The 19,475-nt window shown below is 40.0% G+C and carries 16 protein-coding genes, 2 tRNA genes and 1 other RNA gene; 11 read left to right on the forward strand and 8 right to left on the reverse strand.

Annotated features, from left to right (window positions below; translation table 11 throughout):
• Window positions 1–16 precede the first annotated feature (16 nt).
• A complete protein-coding gene (locus tag B5D47_RS07410) occupies window positions 17–1,519 on the reverse strand; it encodes a polysaccharide biosynthesis protein (RefSeq protein ID WP_078931201.1) in 1,503 nt (500 codons plus the stop codon).
• A gap of 306 nt (window positions 1,520–1,825) precedes the next feature.
• Between B5D47_RS07410 and B5D47_RS07420 the strand changes: the two genes are divergently transcribed.
• From B5D47_RS07420 to B5D47_RS07435, 4 genes are all read left to right on the forward strand, one after another.
• Window positions 1,826–3,361 carry a carbon starvation CstA family protein gene (locus B5D47_RS07420; RefSeq protein WP_078931203.1) on the forward strand — a complete coding sequence of 512 codons (1,536 nt, stop codon included), beginning with the start codon at window positions 1,826–1,828 and terminating at the stop codon, window positions 3,359–3,361.
• A gap of 426 nt (window positions 3,362–3,787) precedes the next feature.
• Window positions 3,788–4,381, forward strand: coding sequence for a 30S ribosomal protein S4 (gene rpsD, locus B5D47_RS07425; RefSeq protein ID WP_078931204.1), 594 nt, complete (start codon window positions 3,788–3,790; stop codon window positions 4,379–4,381).
• Between the two features lie 140 nt (window positions 4,382–4,521).
• Window positions 4,522–5,034, forward strand: a complete 513-nt coding sequence (locus B5D47_RS07430) for a hypothetical protein (protein ID WP_078931205.1) — start codon at window positions 4,522–4,524, stop codon at window positions 5,032–5,034.
• Window positions 5,035–5,045: 11 nt separating this feature from the next.
• Window positions 5,046–6,515, forward strand: coding sequence for an SPOR domain-containing protein (locus B5D47_RS07435; RefSeq protein WP_078931206.1), 1,470 nt, complete (start codon window positions 5,046–5,048; stop codon window positions 6,513–6,515).
• Between the two features lie 67 nt (window positions 6,516–6,582).
• Here the strand turns inward: B5D47_RS07435 and B5D47_RS07440 are convergent, their stop codons facing one another.
• The 7 genes from B5D47_RS07440 to B5D47_RS07470 form a co-directional block, all read right to left on the reverse strand.
• Window positions 6,583–7,905: an aminopeptidase gene (locus B5D47_RS07440; protein ID WP_078931207.1), complete on the reverse strand. Its 1,323-nt coding sequence runs from the start codon at window positions 7,903–7,905 to the stop codon at window positions 6,583–6,585.
• A gap of 75 nt (window positions 7,906–7,980) precedes the next feature.
• Window positions 7,981–8,365, reverse strand: a transfer-messenger RNA (tmRNA) gene (ssrA, locus tag B5D47_RS07445).
• Between the two features lie 77 nt (window positions 8,366–8,442).
• A complete protein-coding gene (gene clpX, locus B5D47_RS07450; RefSeq protein WP_078931208.1) occupies window positions 8,443–9,735 on the reverse strand; it encodes an ATP-dependent Clp protease ATP-binding subunit ClpX in 1,293 nt (430 codons plus the stop codon).
• Window positions 9,735–10,355 (reverse strand): ATP-dependent Clp endopeptidase proteolytic subunit ClpP, encoded by a 621-nt coding sequence (gene clpP, locus B5D47_RS07455; RefSeq protein ID WP_078931209.1) that lies wholly within the window; start codon window positions 10,353–10,355, stop codon window positions 9,735–9,737. The genes clpX and clpP overlap by 1 nt, the downstream gene beginning before the upstream one ends.
• A 137-nt stretch (window positions 10,356–10,492) precedes the next feature.
• Window positions 10,493–11,854 (reverse strand): trigger factor, encoded by a 1,362-nt coding sequence (gene tig / locus B5D47_RS07460; RefSeq protein WP_078931210.1) that lies wholly within the window; start codon window positions 11,852–11,854, stop codon window positions 10,493–10,495.
• 102 nt (window positions 11,855–11,956) lie between these two features.
• Window positions 11,957–12,028 (reverse strand) — tRNA-Gly (locus B5D47_RS07465).
• A gap of 51 nt (window positions 12,029–12,079) precedes the next feature.
• Window positions 12,080–12,151: transfer RNA gene (locus B5D47_RS07470), tRNA-Gly, on the reverse strand.
• Window positions 12,152–12,523: 372 nt separating this feature from the next.
• Here B5D47_RS07470 and rpe point away from each other — a divergent pair.
• The 7 genes from rpe (at window position 12,524) to B5D47_RS07510 (ending at window position 19,473) form a co-directional block, all read left to right on the forward strand.
• Complete coding sequence (rpe, locus tag B5D47_RS07480; protein ID WP_078931266.1) at window positions 12,524–13,156, forward strand: ribulose-phosphate 3-epimerase; 633 nt, start codon at window positions 12,524–12,526, stop codon at window positions 13,154–13,156.
• A complete protein-coding gene (locus B5D47_RS07485) occupies window positions 13,157–14,107 on the forward strand; it encodes a tetratricopeptide repeat protein (RefSeq protein WP_078931212.1) in 951 nt (316 codons plus the stop codon).
• 104 nt (window positions 14,108–14,211) lie between these two features.
• Complete coding sequence (locus tag B5D47_RS07490) at window positions 14,212–15,714, forward strand: hypothetical protein (protein ID WP_078931213.1); 1,503 nt, start codon at window positions 14,212–14,214, stop codon at window positions 15,712–15,714.
• Window position 15,715: 1 nt separating this feature from the next.
• A complete protein-coding gene (locus B5D47_RS07495) occupies window positions 15,716–16,819 on the forward strand; it encodes a tetratricopeptide repeat protein (protein WP_078931214.1) in 1,104 nt (367 codons plus the stop codon).
• 106 nt (window positions 16,820–16,925) lie between these two features.
• Window positions 16,926–18,107 (forward strand): recombinase RecA, encoded by a 1,182-nt coding sequence (gene recA, locus B5D47_RS07500; protein WP_078931215.1) that lies wholly within the window; start codon window positions 16,926–16,928, stop codon window positions 18,105–18,107.
• 2 nt (window positions 18,108–18,109) lie between these two features.
• Window positions 18,110–18,640, forward strand: coding sequence for a 2-amino-4-hydroxy-6-hydroxymethyldihydropteridine diphosphokinase (gene folK, locus B5D47_RS07505; protein ID WP_078931216.1), 531 nt, complete (start codon window positions 18,110–18,112; stop codon window positions 18,638–18,640).
• A gap of 47 nt (window positions 18,641–18,687) precedes the next feature.
• Entirely contained in the window at window positions 18,688–19,473 is a 786-nt protein-coding gene (locus B5D47_RS07510; protein WP_078931217.1) for a segregation and condensation protein A, read from the forward strand.
• The last annotated feature ends 2 nt before the right edge of the window (window positions 19,474–19,475 follow it).

The following is a 19,475-nucleotide window of genomic DNA, read 5'->3' on the forward strand; positions in this document are numbered from 1 at the left end:
ACACCTGCCGTAATTTTTATAGATAACCTAAAGTAGTTTTTGTCGTTTTGTAATATTCGTCAAGGCTTGGGACGTCTTCTCTGAGGTATTTTAGGAGAATTTCTCTGTTTCTGAACGCTTCCGTGTTCTTTGGATTGAAAAAACAGACAGGTTCAAGTTTTTCGAGAAGATTATCGAGTTTTTTATCTCCAAATTCCAAATTTTTAAGTTCAAGAAGTTTTTCATATTCGGTTTTTTGAGGATTTTCTTCTTTTAGCCACAATGGCTCAAAAGTTCTTTCGCCTTCGCGCGGACCGATTATTTTAATTTCAATGTCGCGCCCCGGTTCAAGTCCTGAAAATTTAATTATTTGTTCTGCCAAATCGTAAATTTTTATAGGTTCTCCCATGTCCAGAAGATACGATTTTCCGTTTTCTCCGATTCCTCCTGTTTCGAGAACCAAAGAGCACGCTTCTGGAATTGTCATAAAATAGCGTTCCATATTTTTGTCTGTGACTGTTACCGGACCGCCGGATTTTATCTGTTCCTGGAATAAAGGCAGAATTGAGCCTCTTGAGCCGAGCACGTTTCCGAACCGGACGAACATAAATTTTTGTGAAGAATTTGCTTTTTTTGAATATTGAAGAATGAGTTTTTCGCAGAGCATTTTTCCTGCTCCATAAACGCTCACTGGATTGACAGCCTTGTCTGTCGAAATAAGCACAAAACGCTGGACATTGTTTTTTAACGCTGCATCCAAAAGATTTTTAGTTCCAAAAACGTTGTTTTCGATGGAAGCGACCGGATTTTCTTCCATCATTGGAACATGCTTGTAAGCCGCGCAATGAAAAATCACGTCTGCCCGGGTATTTTTTATTATGTAGTCTACGTATTCACGGTCTTTCATGTCGCCGATAATCGGAACTACGGTTGCTTTTTCTCCAACGCCTTCCTGCTGCAAAACATGAAGTTCTCTGTAAATCTGTACGATTGAATTTTCTCCATGTCCAAAAAGGTAGAGCCGTTCCGCACCGCCGGAAAGAAGCTGTCTTGCAAGTTCTGAACCTATTGAGCCGCCTGCTCCTGTGATAAAGACCCTTTTTCCGCGAAGGTATTTTAAGCTTTGATGAAGTGGAATTATGACAGGTGTCCGGCCCAAAATGTCGAGAGGGTCTATTTCTCTTGTTTGTACAAAATGCGCCTTGCCGTCAATAATCTGGCTTACACTCGGAAGAATTCTGATGTGGGCAAAACCGCCTTTTTTTAAGGCTTCGTAAATTTCGCGTATTTTTTCTGTCGGCGCGCTTGGAATTGCAATTATTGCTTCGTCCAAGGGACCGCATTTTACAAGGCTTGCAACTTCCGCAATCGAACCCAATACGGGAATTCCTTCGATTGAAGTTCCGATTAGTTTTTTTTCATCATCTAAAAATGCCGCCACCGAACCAAAAACTTTTTTACGCATCAAATCGCGGGCAATCATCTGTCCGGCAAAACCCGCGCCAATAATGTAAATTTTAGAATCAACTTTCTGCAGCATAGGGTAATTTTATCATTAACAGTGCAGATTTACAATTAGACAATAATATTCAGATAAAAATATGATTTTTTTTCAATTTGTTTGCATAAATTTTAAATTTCTTTACAAATACAAAAAGTGGATTTACACTAATCTTTGTAGGATAAAAGTTCGCCTTTTTGACGAGCCTTGTGTCAATTTCTAAAAAAGTGTTGTTAGAGAATTTTTTATGTGATTCCGGACAACAACCCAATAACCACAGTAAGTTTAAATTTTTTCTAACGGCATTTAAATCAGTTTTTAGATTGTTTATCTGGAGGTATTTTTATGATAACTTTCTTTGCTGCGCTTGTGATTTTGATTGTAGGTTATATGATCTATGGCAAAATCGTGGAAAAAATCTTTGCACCGAACGACCATGCAACTCCTGCTGTTGCAAATCCTGACGGTGTAGATTATGTTCCTATCTCTACTGGAAAGGCTTTTTTAATTCAGCTTTTGAATATTGCCGGCCTTGGTCCTATTTTTGGCGCGATTTCTGGAGCCATGTGGGGACCTAGCGTTTACCTTTGGATTGTCTGTGGTACTCTTTTAGCCGGAGCTGTCCACGACTTTATGTCTGGTATGCTTTCTGAAAGAAACGACGGTGCTTCTATTTCTGAAGTTACTGGAAAATATCTTGGTCCTGTAATGCACAATGTAATGCGTGTATTCTCAGTTGTTCTTCTTGTAATGGTCGGCGTTGTATTTATGGTAGGACCTGCTGGTCTTCTTGCCCGCCTTACTCCTGAATGGCTTGATATAAGGGTTTGGACTGTAATAATTCTTATTTATTACTTCCTGGCAACACTCCTTCCAATCGATAAGATTATTGGCCGTGTTTATCCTTTGTTCGGAATCCTGCTTATTTTAATGGCAATCGGTATTGCAATCGGAACAATTATTCACTCTGGTGAGCGCCCGATGATGGAACTTACACTTAAAAACCTGTTCCCTGGAACTGTAGACAGTGTGACTGGAAAGGTTACTGGTGTTCGCCCGATTTGGCCTCTGATGTTTATTACAGTTGCCTGTGGCGCTATTTCTGGTTTCCATGCAACTCAGTCTCCGATTGTTTCCCGCTGTATTAAAAGTGAACGTGAAGGACGCAAGATTTTCTACGGTGCAATGGTTGCTGAAGGTATTATTGCCTTGATTTGGGCTGCCGCTGCGGTTGCATTCTTCTGGAATAAAGACGGCGCTGGAACTGGACTTTCCGCTTTGAAAGCTATTGGCGGCGGAAACTCAAATTCTGTTTATGATATGTGTGTTGCCCTTCTTGGAAAATTCGGCGGTCCAATCGCATTGCTTGGTGTAATTGTTTGTCCGATTACTTCCGGTGATACAGCATTCCGCGGTGCCAGAATGACAATTTTTGACTGGTTTAAACTTGATGAGAAAAAAATCCGTGTTCGTCTTTCTGTTGCGGTTCCGCTTCTTTTGATTGGATATGGAATTTCATTTATCAACTACAATGTTGTATGGAGATACTTCTCTTGGTCTAACCAGACTTTGGCAATGATTGTTCTTTGGGCAGCTTCTGTTTACCTTGCGACAAACTACGGTCCAAATCCAAACCGCTGTTGGCTTACTGTTGTTCCTGCGACATTTATGTCTGCTGTAAGTATTACTTACCTGCTTTATGCTCCAGAATGTTTTAACCTTGGAGCGCATGGTACAACTGGTCTTACGGTTTCTTATGTTGGCGGTGTTGTTGTTGCCTGTGTTTTCCTTGCAATTTTCTTGCTTACTACTTACAGAAATCCTGCAAAGAGTCTTGAAAGACAGCAAAATGTAGATATTAGCCGTAAAGCTGCACATTAGACTGAAAGAATTTTCTAAAAACTAAAGTTTTTAGAAAATAGAACAGGCCGGCTGTAATAAATGTTGCAGCCTGAAGTCTTAGATTGCCCTGTATGTTCTTTTTATAGAATGTACAGGGCTTTTTTTTGAAAGTTTAATGTTTGTTTTTATTTTTTTTCTAGCCCGGATCGCCACGGAAAGACCGGACGAGCGCAGCGAGGAGGACTTGCAGTAAGAGCCGGATAAGACAGAAAATGTGCTCCAATTATTTACTTTGAAAGAAATTAAGCTCAGAGGTAAGAATCAACTAGACTAAAAAAAAAGAATTTGATAATATGTAAAAACTGTTTAGCTTCCCTCTAAGCAGTACATAACTTTGAAAATCAAGTAACAGTTTCTGCGCGGCTAGTGGAAATTTACACTTGATGATTTTTCAGGAGCATTAAAATGGCTACAAAAAAAGGTCCTCGTTTTAAGGAATGTAGAAGACTTGGTGTAAACGTATGCGGACACCCAAAGGCTATGGAAAGAGCAGGGGCACCGGCTTTTAAGAAATCAAAGAAAACTTCTGACTACGGTCTTCATTTGATCGAAAAACAGAAAGTAAAGGCTTACTATGGTATTCTTGAACGCCAGCTTCGTCGTTACTTTGAATTGGCAACAAAATCATCAGAAATGACTGGTGTTGCTTTGCTTGTTTCTCTTGAAACACGCCTTGATAACCTTGTTTACCGCCTTGGATTTGCTAGTTCAATCCGCATGGCTCGCCAGATGGTTTCTCATCGCCACATTGAAGTAGACGGAGTAAAAATCAATATTCCATCATACTCTGTAAAAGTTGGACAGGTTATCTCTTTGGTTGAAAAAGCACAGAAGAGCGAACAGTTCAAAAAATCATGGCTTTCAGATACAAAGGCAAAATTTGACTATCTTGAACGCGATGAAGAGAAGTTCTCTGGAAAACTTACCCGTCTTCCACTCCGTGCAGAAATCCCTGTACAGATTAATGAACAGATGGTAGTTGAATACTACTCAAAGTAGTTTAACCGGCTGCTTTTTAAGACCGTCAGTTTTTTGCTGGCGGTTTTTTTATGTCTTATGATTTTTTTTGTTGATTTTGATTCTAAAATAATTCTAAAAAACTAAACATTGAATTTTTCTTTTCCGATATTTATAAAGAGATGAAAAAAAATTTACTTTTTGCTTTTACATTTTTATTTTTTCTTCCGGCGATTTATTCTAAAAACATCAATTTTCAGGTGGTTCAGAATAATCCTGGGTTTGATACGGTTTTTGCCGTGTCGAATCTTTTTGAACAGGCTTTGTCCGATTTTTTCTTTGAGTCAGGACATATCGTTTCAAATTCGCCTGTTTTTATAAAAGAAGATTCCAAGTCGGATTCGGCCGAACTGAAAAGGGCTCTTGCCGACACTTTGCTTGGCGGAATGGATGTTCTTGTAAGACTTGAAATAAAATATGATGAAAAGACTGCAAATAGTGCCGGCGCTCTTTTGCCGAATTCTGTAAAAAGCGTAAGCTGGCAAAATTATAATCCAAAAACTGGAAAGATTATTTCTGACGGAAGTATTTTTCCTGAAAAAGTTGATGCATCTAATAACAACGAGGCGGAGCTTTACAAATTTGCAAGTTTTGTTGCGGCTAAAGTTAGTTCAACATTAAAGAGTTTAAAATAAAGGGGACGGATATGAAAAAAATTCTTTCATTGGTATTTGCTGTATTTACTGTAGCAACGATTTTTGCGGCTGCTAGGCCTTCTGTTGACGGAAGGGCAGTTGTCTGCGAAGAAGGCGAAATGCCGAAAGGTTTATTTGCAAAAACTATAGGTTATTTGCCTGGCGACAGCGTGACTGTAACAAATCCTGCTAACGGTACGACTGTTGACGTCCTCGTTTTGGGCTCGATTGATTCTGGAGAAGGCGTTGCGATTTTGCTTTCTTCGGAGGCGGCCGAAAAACTTTTGATAAAAAAAGACTCGAATGTTCAGGTAAAAATTACCAGACGCACCGGAAGCATTGACGAAAGCGTTTCTGGAACTGCTGTTTTGACGGAAGAAAGTGAAGAAAATGTTTCTGAGCCGGAAGCTGAGCAAAATATTGCTGAATCTGAAGAAAATCAGGATTCGGTGGAATTTGAGGAAGCTGAAACTCCGGTTGAAGAAAACAAAATTTCGGAATCTGATTCTGAGATTTCTGAATGTGAAACTCCTGTTGAAGATACGGAAACTGTAGAACCGGAAAACACAGAGCCAGTAGAAGAAAATACTGGCTCTAAAGCCGAATCTGAAGTTCTGGAAGAAAAACCGGAAGATATTGAAAATGAAAACTCTGAAGTTTTTGATGCCGATTCTTTTGACGAAGAATCTGAAGCTCCGGCGGACGAACAGAAAGAAGATCTTTCTGAGTCTGTAGAAACCGAAGAGCTTTCTGAAACAGAAGATACGAATACAGAAAATTCTCCAGAACCTTCAGAAGAAGATAATTCTGAAAAAATCGATGCTCCTGCTCCGGAAGCTCAGAAAGAGCCGGATGGTGAAATTGTTGACGAAAAAAAGCCGGAAAACTTGGAGACTGAAGAAGATTCTGCTAGCCCGGAAAGTTTTTCTGAAGATGTTGAAAATGCTGAGACTGAAACTTCTGACGATATAACAGAAGATAAAGAGCAGTCTGAGCATTTTGAATCTGAAGCTCTTTCAAAGGTTGATGGTACTGAGATTGCGGAAGAATATGCTCCGATAGTGCTTACTCCTTCTGCCCTTAATCCGCCGGAAACAGAAAATGAAAACATTGAAGAGGAATCTAGAGATGAGCCTCTGAAAGAAGTTTTTGTTCCTGAACAGGCAGATGGAAAAGTTGAAAGTGTTTCTGTAGTAGAAGAAAATGCCGAAATCTCTGGCTTTGAAAGTTTTGTAACGACAGACGCCGAACTTAAAAAGGGAATGTACTATCTTCAGATTGCAACCCTTTCCAACGAAGAAAATGTTGCAAACCTTACTGAAAAATATGGTAAAAAATATCCGCTTGCTTTGATTAAGCAGGAAAATAAAAATGCCTATAGAGTTCTTGTCGGACCTCTTAACGCGGATGAATTTGGTATGATTAAAGAGCGTTTTGAATCTTACGGATTTAAGGATGCCTTTCTTAGAAAAATAAAATAGAAATTCAAAAAATAAAAAAAAAGCACTTCGTTTTTTCTGAAGTGCTTTTTTTGTTAAAGCTAAAAAATTACAGTGTTAAGAATGCTTTGTAGGCCTCGTATGCCTGCTCGATGTCGAACCGGCTTGTTATTTCCCAAGGTGCGTGCATGCTCAAAACGCTTACTCCCGCATCCAAAACGTTCATTCCGTATTTTGCCGCAAGATATGCGATTGTTCCGCCGCCACCCTGATCGACTTTTCCAAGTTCTGCCATCTGGTACTTTACCGAGTTTTCGTCAAGAACTTTTCTTAAGGCTGCGATAAATTCCGGATTTGCGTCGCTTGCTCCGCTTTTTCCGCGGCTTCCTGTGTATTTGTTGAACACAATTCCGCCTCCGAGAAATGACGCGTTGTTTTTGTCAAAAAGGTCGGCGTTCATTGGGTCATAGGCTGCGTTTACGTCGCTTGAAAGCATTGAGCAGTTTGCGAGGCAGCGGCGGACTGTTAATTCGCTGAATCCGTTTTCTGTGCGTGCAACCAGTTCTGCAACGGCGTTTTCAAAAAAGTGGCTTGCCATTCCTGTTGCGCCGACACTGCCGATTTCTTCTTTGTCTACGCAAAGACAGCAGAGTGTTTTTTTGCCTGCTTTTGAGTCGAAAAGCGCCTGGGCCGAAGTAAATGCGCATGAGCGGTCGTCCTGTCCGTATGCTAAGATTAGGCTTCTGTCGAGTCCGAGGTCGCGGGATTTTCCTGCTGGAACTACCTCAAGTTCTGCCGAGCCAAAATCTTCTTCTTCGATTCCGTATTTTTCTTTTAACAGTTTTAGAATATTTTTTTTGGCAGCTTCTTTTTCTTTTGAGTCTTTTACAGGATTTTCTGAGCCGACAATCAGGTCAAGGTTTTCGCCGGGAATAAAATCCGAGGCGGTTTCTTTCATTTGCTTTTGGGCAAGATGAGGAAGAATATCGCTTATTACGAAAACCGGTTCTGATTCATCTTCTCCGAGACAGACATTTACTGTTTTTCCGTCTTTTGTGCAGATAACTCCGTGGAGGGCGAGAGGCATTGCTACCCACTGGTATTTTTTTATTCCGCCGTAATAGTGGGTGTTTAAGTAAACCACAAAATCTTTTTCGTAGAGCGGATTTTGCTTTATGTCAAGACGAGGTGAGTCGATGTGCGCTCCCAGGACGTTCAAGCCTTTTTCTAGTGGCTCAGTTCCGAGTTCAAAAAGGGCAACTGCTTTATTCATTTTTTGAATATAAACCTTGTCGCCTGGTTTTACGCTGGAAACTGAGGTTAAATCTTTGTAGCCGTTTTTTTCGGCAAGCTCGATTATTTGTTTTGCGCATTCACGCTCTGTTTTTCCATTGTTCAGAAAGTTTTTGTAATTATTGATTAAATCTGACATTTTTTTTATTCTCCCGTAAAAACAAGTTTGCAAATTAAAAAATAAAAACCACGAAAAAATCCGTGGCTTTTATAAAAGTGGAGATGGGGGGAATTGAACCCCCGTCCGAAAGTGTAATCCAAATACATCTACATGTTTAGTTATGCGAACTGGTTGTCGGGAAACACTTGGCAGCATAACAAGCATTGTCTCCGTATTCATCCTAAAAAGTCCCACAAATCCGGCTGAAATGATTTATGGCAAGTCCCTGTTTGTAACAGAACGTCTTAAAGTTAGGAACAGCACCCCAAGAGTTCCGGCTAACGCAGACTAAGCAGCGAGAGCTTCTGCAGAAGAAGCTTCAACAACTTCTTCTTCTTTTCTTGCGAAAATTGCAGTTATTTTTGTGTCAGTTTGGGGAACCTTCACTCCCACATGCAGTAAGTGCATTATTCACAGTCGTCGAAACCGGTGCACCCCCATTTATTCTCTATAAAAATATAGTAAATTTAAATAAAAGCGTCAATCAAAATGCTGTAGATTGACGCTTTATTTTGTTTATGCCGTTACTTTAGAACCGATTAAAAGTGTTTCTGGAGAAGGAAGTTTTCCTGAAAGAACGATGTCCTTTGTGACGGTGAATTTCTTCTTTCCCTTGATGCTTGGAGCTTCGTACATAAGATCCATTAGGAGTTTTTCGCAGATTGAGCGGAGTCCTCGCGCCCCGGTTTTTTGCTTGATTGCAATATCTGCTATTTCTTCAAGTGCGTCTGGAGTAAATTCAAGATCCAGATCGTCAAGCGCAAAACTTGCCTTAAGCTGCTTTATAATGGAATTCTTTGGTTCTGTAAGAATTCGTGTTAAGTCTGCCTTTGTAAGTTCCTTGAGTGCTACAGTGATTGGCATACGGCCGATGATTTCCGGAATAAGACCGAATTTTACAAGGTCGTCCGGCGTGCACTGGTTTAAAAGCTCCATTTTCTGGGATTCGTCCATGGTTCCGATGTTTCCGCCAAATCCCATTGTTTTTCCTGCAATGCGCTGTTCAATAATCTTATCGATTCCAACAAATGCTCCTCCAAGAATAAAGAGGATGTTTGTCGTGTCGATTTCAATCATTTCCTGGTTCGGATGTTTGCGTCCGCCCTGAGGTGGAACTGAGGCAACTGTTCCTTCGATGATTTTAAGCAGAGCCTGCTGTACGCCTTCTCCGCTTACATCGCGGGTTATAGAAGTGTTTTCGCTTTTTCTGCCGATTTTGTCGATTTCGTCAATAAAGATGATTCCGCGTTCTGCAGCCTGAACATTTCCGTCTGCGGCGTTGATCAGCTTAAGAAGGACATTTTCTACGTCTTCGCCGACATAGCCTGCTTCCGTAAGAGTTGTTGCGTCTGCAATTGCAAAAGGAACGTTCAGTTTTTGAGCCAGTGTCTTTGCGAGAAGGGTTTTTCCGCTTCCTGTTGGTCCTATAAGAAGAACGTTTGATTTTTCGATTTTTACCTTGTCTTCGCCGTCGGCTTCAAAATCTGGGAGCGAGCCTGATTTTTGGGCTGCCATTCTTTTATAGTGGTTGTAAACTGCAACCGAAAGAACTTTTTTTGCGTAATCCTGGCCTACAACGTACTGATCGAGATATTCCTTGAATTCTTTTGGAGAAGAAACATCGCTTAAATCGATTGGGGTAAGGCTGCTTTCGTTTTCCAGTCCGATAAGATACTGTTCACAGGCTTCTACACATTGAGAACAAATGCGAAGCTCGTTGTTTGGACCGCCTGCAACCAGAGGTCTTTTTTCTCCGCCTGGTCTTCCGCAAAATGAACAGCGGTTGTTTTCGTTATGAAATCCTAACATTATTTTGCCTCTTTATCTGATGAAACTCTTTTTGGCATTACTTTGTCAACAATGCCGTATTCCTTTGCTTCTGTGGCTGTCATGTAGAAGTCTCGCTCAATGTCTTTTGCAACCTGCTCGTAAGATTTCCCTGTTTTTTCGGCAAGAAATTCAATTGAGAGTTTTTTGATTCTTAAAAGTTCTTTTGCCTGGACAGTAATATCGCTTTCCTGACCGCGAACTCCACCTGAAGGCTGGTGAATCATAATGCGGCTTGAAGGAAGAGAAAATCTTTTGCCTATTGTTCCGCCGGCAAGAATCAGAGCGCCCATTGAGCAAGCCTGGCCGATACAGATTGTCTGAATATCGCATTTTACGTATTGCATTGTGTCGTAAATTGCAAGACCTGCTGTAACGCTTCCGCCCGGAGAATTGATGTACATGTTTATGTCCTTGTCTGGATTTTCTGATTCAAGAAAAAGAATCTGCGCTACAATCAAATCTGCCGTAACGTCATTTATTTCGCCATCAACAAAGATGATTCTGTCTTTTAAAAGTCTTGAAAAAATATCGTAAGCACGTTCTCCGTTTCCGCTTCTTTCGATTACCTGTGGTACTAAATTATTCATTGTTTCGTTCATGTATATTGCTCCGATCTGGTATGATTTTCTTTAGATATTTTAAATATAACAAAAAAAATCTGGAAGTCCAAAAAAAAACGGAATGTAAACAAGATTTTTTTCTGTCACATTCCGTTCACATTTAAACTTTTATAAAATTAGTTTGCCTTGAAAAGGTCTGCAAATGAAGTTTTGTCGCCTTTTGCAACCTTAATCTGTGCAAAAATATCATCATAAAGTTTCTGTTCTTTCACGTCGTCGATGAACCATTCTTTTGCACGTGGATCAGCGTAGTGCTTTTTAACATCTTCAACTGAAACGCCGTTTGAATCTGCAAGTTTCTGGTATGCTTCTTCAACTTCTTCTGGAGTTACAGAAATATTTTTTGATTTAAGAAGTGAATCTACGATGATTCTGCTCTTAAGCATTTTTTCTGCATCGCCAGTCCACTGTGCGAGCATATCTTCTTTTTTCTGCCCAGAAGCTACAACCATTCTTTCGAGATCTTCTGGAGTTGTCTGGAACTGCTGTGCCATCTGTCCCCAGCGGCCGTTGAGTTCTGCCTGAAGCATGCTTGCAGGAATTTCGATTGGATTTTTTTCGATAAGCTGCTCGAGAAGAGAGTTTACCTTGATTTCTTTGATTTTTCTGTCTTTTGCAATGTTGAGGTTTTTGAGAATGTCAGCCTTCAAGTCTGCAAGAGTTTTGTATTTGTCGCTTACGTCCTGTGCAAGATCGTCGTCGAGTGCAGGAAGTTTGCGGACTTTAATCTGCTTTACAGTTACGCTGTATTTTTTTGTAGTTCCGGCAAGGTTTTTATCAGCGTCTGTTTTTGCATATTTTTTTGTGATTTCTTTAGTTTCGTTTGCTTTCATTCCGATGATGTCATCATCGATTTTATAAACGTTTTCTGCTGTTCCGAGGGTGAATGTGAAACCTTCGCGTTTTGTTCCTTCTACAGCTTTTCCGTCTTCATCGATCTCTTCAATGTCGATTGTAACGATGTTGTCTTTTTCTGCTTTTTCATCTTCTTTTTTGTCGATTACAGCAGCGTTTCTTTCCTGAATCCCTTTGAGTTCTTCTTCAACTTCTGCGTCGCCTACAGAAACCTGTGGTTCTTTTACGGAAATTCCGTTGAAGTCTTTTACTTCTACAGAAGGGAATACATCGTAAGTTACAGTGAATGTGAATTCTTTTGCAGTGTCAAATGCCGGCATTTCGTCCATTTTTGGCTGCGCATAAGGAAGAGGGCGGTTTGAAAGCTCTTTTTCGTCCTGGAAAATTTCGTTCAATACGCTGTCGATGAGGTCGCCAGCTGCTTCCATTTTAATCTGTTCGCCGTATTTGCGTTCAAGAACCGATGCTGGTACGTGACCTTTGCGGAATCCTGGAATCTGAACCTGTTTTACATATTTTCCGAGTGTTGTTTTATAACCGTTTGCTACATCTTCTTTTGCAACTGTTACTGTTAATTTTGCTGCCGAGTGTTCAAGCTTTGTGATTTCTTTTGTGAATTTCACTTTTTGGCCCCTTGAAATAAAATAATTGGAACCTCTAAAAAAAATTAGAGATGCCGTAATAAAAAAAAGCGATTCAGATGAAATCCAAATCGCTTTGCATAGAGCGGGAAACGGGAGTCGGACCCGCGACATCCACCTTGGCAAGGTGGCGCACTACCACTGTGCTATTCCCGCAAAAATAATTTGCATCTGTTTATAATCTGTTTTACAACAGCTGTGCAATAGAGCGGGAAACGGGAGTCGGACCCGCGACATCCACCTTGGCAAGGTGGCGCACTACCACTGTGCTATTCCCGCAAAAATAATTTTGCTGAAATGCTGATTAACTTTCGCTTAAGAAAAGTTGCAATCAACGTGATAAAAAATATATCAGTTTGAAAAAAAAATGTCAATTTGTTTATTGGAAAAATTAACTTTTTTTTTGCGATTTTGAAAAATTTACGCCGGATGTGCCGCCCTTTAGTTGCAAAAAGCAGTTTTGCAATGAGCGTTGGCGAAGGCAGAGCAGCCGGTTGAAAAAAAATACGGAACGCTGGCGGAAAAATGTTTTTTTTTGAGAAAAAATGCCGTCCTGAATTTTTATAATCTTTGCGGTTAAAGCGGTTAAAATAATACATTTTGGCTTAGGTTTGTTGTTTTTATCGTTTTTGTCTGATATTATAGTTGGAAATGAAAAGTAGAATTTTATCACCTTCGTTGCTTTCTGCGGATTTTTCTAATCTTGCGGAGGCCTTAAAACTTTGTGAAGAAAAAAAATCGGGCGCGGTTCATATTGACGTTATGGATGGACATTTTGTTCCTCAGATTACTTACGGACAGCCGGTTATAAAATCTGTGAGAAAACTTACATCTTTGCCGTTTGATGTCCATCTTATGGTTGAGCGTCCTGAAGAAATGGTTGACACTTTTGCGCAGGCTGGGGCTGACTGGATTACTTTTCATCAGGAAGCGACCGTGCATATCGACAGGCTTATTTCTCATATTCATTCGCTTGGAAAAAAGGCTGGAATCTCTATTGTTCCGTCGACTCCTGTAAGCGCAATAAAAGAGATTCTTCCGGAAGTCGACCTTGTGCTTGTCATGACGGTTAATCCAGGTTTTGGCGGGCAGAAACTGATTCCTTATTGTGTTGAAAAAATTGCTGAGCTCGATTTAATAAGAAAAGAAAAAAATTACAATTATTTGATTTCGGTTGACGGCGGAATAAACAACGAAACTTTGCCTTCTGTGCTGGAGGCTGGTGTTGATGTGGTTGTTTCCGGTTCTGCCTTTTTTAACGGCTCTTTTAACTGGGAGGCGTAAATGTTTGTGCGGACTTTGTGCGGACAAAACCAGAATGGGTTAAAGCGCATTTGTGTTTTTTTTGCGGCTGTTTTTTTTGCGGCAGGAAGCGTTTTTTGTCAAAAATATTCTGCGGAGCAGGAGCAGGGGTTTGAGGCGTTTAGAAAAAATGACTGGGCTTCTGCGATGTTTTTTTTGCGGAAAGCCGGGAGTTTGCCTGAGGGGTTTGACGAAGAGACTTTGTATCTTTTGGTGATGAGCGAAATCAATGCCTGCGAGTATTCGGACGCGCTTTCTGATGTAAACGTTTTTTTGCAGTCTTTTAAGAAAAGCCAGTATCTTCCTTATATGCATTTTCAAAAAGGACGGGTTTTGCATCTTTTGGAACGCAATGAAGAGGCGGTTTTGGTCTTGAGCGATTTTTGCCATCTTTATCCGGATAGCGAGCTTTATGCGGCGGCTTTGTATTGGGTTGCCGAGTGTTTTTACGATGAATATAACTTTGATTCTGCGCGTGCCCTTTATGAGCGCGTTGTGTCGGATTTTCCGGCAGATTCAAAAGCCGGAGACTGCCGTTATCGTCTTGAAATGATTGCTCAGCGTGAGCGTGAAGAAAAATTGATTTATCTTTTAAAAGTAACCGGAGAAGAAAATCTTTCTGCGCGTGAAGAATACGAAAGACAGATAAAGCTTTATCAGAGTCAGGATAAAATGGGGCTGAGAAAAAGCCTTGCCGATTCTCAGAACCGGATTGCCGAGCTTGAGGCGGAGCTGGCGGAGCAGAAAAAAGCGAATTCTGCCCTTGAGATGAAGGTAAAGAATTTTGGCGAAGCGATAAGTTCGCAGAATGTTTTTGAAGAAAAAAAAGATGGGGAAATTGGCGGAAAAACTTCTGTTCCGAAGACTGATCCAGAAATTGAAGCCTTAAAACAAAAGGCTCTGTTCTTGCAGTTTTTGCTTGAAGAAAAATAGCAGATTTTTTTGTGTTTTTTGTTAGATTTTTTAAAGGTTTTGGCTTTTATAAGAATTAAAATCAAAACTTATGCTTAAAATAAAAATTCCGGAGATAAAAAATTATGAAAGTTTTGAAAAAAAATCGATTCAATAAGTTTTATTTTGAAAAAAAAGTTCTTTTATGTGCTGTTCTTGCGGTTTTTGCAGGCGGTGTTTTTTATTCTCAAAACGAAAATGTGAATGACGGAGTTCTGGCCGAAAGTCTTGAAAAAACGGAAAGTTCTGAAAATTCTGAGAAAAAATCTGCTTCCGAAGACTCTGAAAAACTGAAAAAAGAAAAGGCTGAAGATTCAAAGGAAAAAAAAGAAGAATCTAAGAAATCAAAAAAAGCAAAAAAGACAGAAAAAACTGACGAATCAGATAAAAAACAGGAAAAAAATAAAGAGATTACAAAAATCGATCCGTATCTTGGAGATGTTTATATTCCTGTAAAAAAATATTCGCTTTTTTTTGAAAATTATTCTATTGAATGTAATTCTGAACGCGGAACTTTCAATTTTTATTCCGCTCAAAAAAATCGCAAAAAAACTCCGGTTTTTTCAAATTATGAGGATTCAATTTCTTCATCTTTCTTTTTAAAAATTGGAAAAACGGTTTACTGTCTGAATAAAGACAGCGCGGTTCAAAAAGAGCTATGGAAAACAGCGAACGGAGCGCGGCTTGTTTACACAATAAATAATAAAGCCCGTGTTGCCATAGATTTTTCGTTCGAGCCGGAAGAAACTGTTAAAAAGATTTTTGCCCTTGAGCAAAATGATGAAAAAATTGTAACGGAGCAGGATGGAAACCTTTTAAAAACTGAAGAGGATGAAGAGGTTCCTGACGATGTGGTTTTGCCAGGCGTAATAAAAATCAGGGCTTATGTTACAAATCTTTCTGAAAAGAAAGCAAATTTTGCCTTGAAGTCTGTTTTGGATACGGCTGTTGGCGAAGGCGCGGATTTTCATTTTTTGACAGAAAACGGCCTTTCGTTTAATTCTGAGCATCAGTTTGAAAATATGCTCAAAGAGAGGGCGTTGTGCGTTTCTGACTCGAAAACTTCCGCGGAATTTGTTTTTGAGGGAAAAAATATCTCTTCTCCGGAAGTTGTGACGATTGCAAACATTGCATATTTGAATTCTCCGAGATGGATTATGGTTTCGGAAAGCGGAAGAAGCTTTAATTCGCTGAATGCGTACAATAATTCTGGAATTTCTGTTGTCTGGCCGCAGAAAAAACTTCAAAAAGAAGAAACTTATTCAATTCAATTTTTTGCAGGAATTTCGAGCAACGGAAGAAAATGCGATACTTTAAAATACGTTGATTTTGTCGAAACGGACAGCACAAAAAAAGTTGAAAAAACAGAGCCAGCCGCGAGCTTTGATGTTCAGGGTTCAAAAAAGGCCGATGTTGATTTTATAGTTCAAAACGTTACTGAAAAACAGCTTGATTTTGAATATATCCAGAACCTTATAAATCGGATTGACGCTCTTGAAAGCACCGATACTGATGTTGATAGAAATGAACTTAGACAGCTTAATTCTGAGCTTGATGCTATTCTTGCTGCCTTGAGGAAGCGGAACTAAAATGAGCAGAGCGACGATTGACGAAGCACGTTCACTTATTCGGAAAAAAAAGTATTCAAATGCGATTGTTCTGCTTGAAGGTGTCCGTGAACTCTACAGAAACAGTTTCGATTATTATTTGGTTTTGGGAATTGCCTGCCTTTACTCTCGCGATTATGGAAATTCGTACAGGAATTTTGATGAAGCGCGGCACATAAAAGTTCAGAACGTAGACTTGCTTTTGGGACAGGCCGCTTTATATTTGGTTCGAGGAGATACAAGTACTGCGATTGGCTATTATCTTGATATTCTCGATCTTGAGCCGGAAAATAAAAAGGCAAAGGCTGCCCTTGAATTTGTCCGCTCAAAAGGCGACTATGAGACGATTGTAAAATGGACGGATACTGGAAAAATAGAAGAATTTTATCCGGAAGTTGCTGAAAAAAAAGGAGTCTGGCCACTTGTATTTTCTATTTTTGCAGGAGGTTTTGCCGCTCTTGCCATTCTTTTTTGCATGAATTTAAGCAAGGCAAGACAAAATGCGCAGCGTGCGGATTTGAGCGAACTTGACCTGACGGCTTCCGATAAGTCTGTTTTGCAGGAAAAGGATTTGTCTGGCGGAGTTTATAAGTATATTCTTTCGGATTCGCAGATTACGCAGGCTTATGAAAAGGCGAAGTTTTATTTTCAGAATTACAGGGACAATTCTTCCCGGGTTGAAATAAACAGAATTCTGAATTCAAATGCATCTCAGACTATAAAATCTAAGTCTGAGCTTTTGATTTCATACTTTGAAGAGCCTTCTTTTGACAGTTTTTCTAGCCGTCCTGAAGAGAATTTTACATATTCGACCGTGGCGGCAGAACCTGCTCTTTATGCGGACTGCTGGGTTGTCTGGTCTGGAAGAATTTCCAATGCAAAGACGGAAAATGGCGTTTTTAGTTGCGATCTTCTTGTCGGATACGAAAATCTTGAGAGGGTTGACGGAATTGTTCCGGTGATTTTTGATGTTGTGCCAAAAATAGAAGGAGACCGTGCGGTAAAAATCCTTGCGCAGGTAAAGTTGAAAGACGGAAAATTGTGTCTTTTTGGACGCTCTGTTTATCAGCCTTTGAGAAAAAATTGATAAAAATTCGATATTGATGTAAAAATATACTGAAAAATTCAAAAAAAATGTGTAAAAATTGAATTTCAGGGCCATATATATAGCGGGAGGAAAAAAGGTGGCTAAAATGGTAGAAACAAATCAGCCGGCAGATATGTCGGAAAAACTGAAAGCTCTTGAAGCGGCTCGCATCCAGATTGAAAAGCAGTTTGGTGCCGGCGCGCTTATGAAACTTGGAACTCAGCCGGATGCTCAGGGCGTTGATGTTGTTCCTTCTGGTTCGATTTTGCTCGACGAGGCTCTCGGTGTAGGCGGTTATCCGCGCGGTCGAATTATTGAGATGTACGGTCCGGAAAGTTCTGGAAAAACGACTCTTGCCTTGCATGCGATTGCGGAAGCTCAGAAACTCGGCGGAATTGCGGCGTTTGTAGACGCAGAGCATGCTCTTGATCCGGTTTATGCAAAAAATCTTGGCGTAAATATTGATGAATTGTGGGTTTCGCAGCCGGATACAGGAGAGCAGGCCCTGGAAATTACAGAAAATCTTGTTCGTTCTGGGGCTGTTGATATTATTGTTGTCGACTCTGTTGCCGCCCTTACTCCTCAAAAAGAAATCGAAGGAGATATGGGAGATGCGATGATGGGACTTCAGGCCCGCCTTATGAGCCAGGCTCTCAGAAAGCTTACGGCCATCGTAAATAAAAGCAAGTGTATAATCGTATTTATCAACCAGATTCGCATGAAAATCGGTGTAATGTTCGGTAACCCTGAAACTACAACCGGTGGAAACGCCCTTAAGTTTTATTCGTCTGTCCGTTTGGAAATCCGCCGAATTGAATCAATTGACGGAAAAGGCGAGGAGGACGCTATTGGTAACCGTGTCCGCGTAAAAGTTGTAAAAAACAAGGTTGCTCCTCCATTCCGCAAGGTTGAGCTTGATATTTATTTCGGAAAAGGAATTTCTGCAACTGCATCTCTGCTCGATTCTGCCGTAAAACATGGAATAATCGACAAACGTGGAGCCTGGTATACTCGCGGAGACGAAAAAGTCGGCCAGGGAAAGGAAAATGCAATCAACTTCCTTAATCAAAATCCGGAATATGCAAAACAGATTGAGGCTCAGATTCGTGCGGAAGTTTTTCCTGGACAGGTTTTAAAAACAAAGGAAGGCGTTCCTGTTTATCCTGAACAGGTAAAGGCCGCAAAAGCCTTGGAAAAAGCAGAGAAAGAAGGCGTAAAACAAAAGACTGCTTCTCAGATAGATGCTTCTTCTGAAGTTGTGCCTTCTGCAAAGGACGCTCTTTTTTAGTTATGATTGATGTTGTTTTGGGAGTAGGTTCCAACAAAAGCTGGAACGGAATGAACAGTTTGTGTCTTTTAAAAAAAGCCTGCGAAGCTTTGAAAGGTCTGCTCTCAGAATTCACTGTTTCGTCAGTTTACCGCACAAAACCCATGTATCTTGAAAATCAGGATGATTTTTATAATATGGCTGTCCGCGGTAAAATTGATGATTCTTATTCGCCTTTTGACCTGCTCGAAAAAATTCACGTAATCGAATCTTGCTTGGGACGCAACCGTGAACTTGAGGTAAGAAACGGACCTCGTTCAATCGATATTGATATTGAATTTTTCGGGACTCAGACGGTAGATACAAAAAATCTCCAGATTCCTCATCCACGGCATAAAGAAAGGGCATTTGTTTTGGTTCCTTTACTTGAGATTTTAAAAGAAAATGCCGATTTTATAAAAAGAGAGGATTTTTCCAGTTGTTTGGAAAAAATTGGTTCGGGCGGAGTTGAGAAATTCCTTTCGGCCAAGGATTTTATAGACGGAAAATTTTAAAGAGCAAGCGTTTTATAAAATCATCGTCTTTTTTTTGAGGAGCATTCATGGAACAGAACCTGGAGTTAAAAACAAAAACTGTTGATTATGACGAAACTGCGGACAAAATCGTCCACAAATATACAGCCGGCCAGTTTGAAGGTCCTCTGGATTTGCTTTGGACTTTAATCCGTGACAATAAAATCAATATTTATGATATTCCGATTGCCGAGATTACAGAGCAGTTTCTTGAATATCTTGATTATGCTTCTCAGGTTGAACTTGGTGATTTGTCCGAATTTTATAATATGGCGGCTCGTCTTGTTTATATAAAAAGCCGTATGATGCTTCCTGTTGAAGTAAAGGTTGATGATGACCTTGATTTTGACGATCCTCGTGAAGAACTTGTTGAAAAACTTATTGAATACCAGAAATTTAAGAAACTTTCTAATCTTATGGAAGAAAAAGAGGACGAAAGTGAATGGAATTTTGAACGAAAAAAAATTCAGCGTGTTCTGCCGTTCGATGATGAAAATATGTGGGAGCAGGTAGATACCTGGGATCTTTTGCAGCAGATGCAGAAAATCTTTCAAAACCTTATTTCGCAGTACTCGGATTCAAAAATCATCGATATGTACGAAGAAATTTCGGTTAATGAAAAAATTACGCTGATGAACGAGCTTCTTGAAAAAAAAGATGAATGTATGTTTACGGATTTGATTGTCAGACATGGCAATGTTCTTGATGTAATCTGCGCGTTTATGGCTCTTTTGGAAGCCGTGAAGTTTAAGATGGCAACGATTATGCAGAACAGAATGTTTGGCGACATAAAAATCTGCAGATATGCGGCATAAGG

The sequence above is a fragment of the Treponema berlinense genome (assembly GCF_900167025.1).
GTDB classification, from domain to species: Bacteria; Spirochaetota; Spirochaetia; order Treponematales; family Treponemataceae; genus Treponema_D; species Treponema_D berlinense.

Bases quoted from the DNA above. Each gene is read 5' to 3' on its own strand.
- B5D47_RS07440 (WP_078931207.1), bottom strand. From the start codon at position 7,905: ATGTCAGATTTAATCAATAATTACAAAAACTTTCTGAACAATGGAAAA.
- clpP (WP_078931209.1), bottom strand. From the start codon at position 10,355: ATGAACGAAACAATGAATAATTTAGTACCACAGGTAATCGAAAGAAGC.
- B5D47_RS07490 (WP_078931213.1), top strand. From the start codon at position 14,212: ATGAAAGTTTTGAAAAAAAATCGATTCAATAAGTTTTATTTTGAAAAA.
- B5D47_RS07485 (WP_078931212.1), top strand. From the start codon at position 13,157: ATGTTTGTGCGGACTTTGTGCGGACAAAACCAGAATGGGTTAAAGCGC.
- B5D47_RS07495 (WP_078931214.1), top strand. From the start codon at position 15,716: ATGAGCAGAGCGACGATTGACGAAGCACGTTCACTTATTCGGAAAAAA.
- clpX (WP_078931208.1), bottom strand. From the start codon at position 9,735: ATGTTAGGATTTCATAACGAAAACAACCGCTGTTCATTTTGCGGAAGA.
- B5D47_RS07410 (WP_078931201.1), bottom strand. From the start codon at position 1,519: ATGCTGCAGAAAGTTGATTCTAAAATTTACATTATTGGCGCGGGTTTT.
- B5D47_RS07435 (WP_078931206.1), top strand. From the start codon at position 5,046: ATGAAAAAAATTCTTTCATTGGTATTTGCTGTATTTACTGTAGCAACG.
- rpe (WP_078931266.1), top strand. From the start codon at position 12,524: ATGAAAAGTAGAATTTTATCACCTTCGTTGCTTTCTGCGGATTTTTCT.
- B5D47_RS07510 (WP_078931217.1), top strand. From the start codon at position 18,688: ATGGAACAGAACCTGGAGTTAAAAACAAAAACTGTTGATTATGACGAA.
- B5D47_RS07430 (WP_078931205.1), top strand. From the start codon at position 4,522: ATGAAAAAAAATTTACTTTTTGCTTTTACATTTTTATTTTTTCTTCCG.
- recA (WP_078931215.1), top strand. From the start codon at position 16,926: ATGGTAGAAACAAATCAGCCGGCAGATATGTCGGAAAAACTGAAAGCT.
- B5D47_RS07420 (WP_078931203.1), top strand. From the start codon at position 1,826: ATGATAACTTTCTTTGCTGCGCTTGTGATTTTGATTGTAGGTTATATG.
- folK (WP_078931216.1), top strand. From the start codon at position 18,110: ATGATTGATGTTGTTTTGGGAGTAGGTTCCAACAAAAGCTGGAACGGA.
- rpsD (WP_078931204.1), top strand. From the start codon at position 3,788: ATGGCTACAAAAAAAGGTCCTCGTTTTAAGGAATGTAGAAGACTTGGT.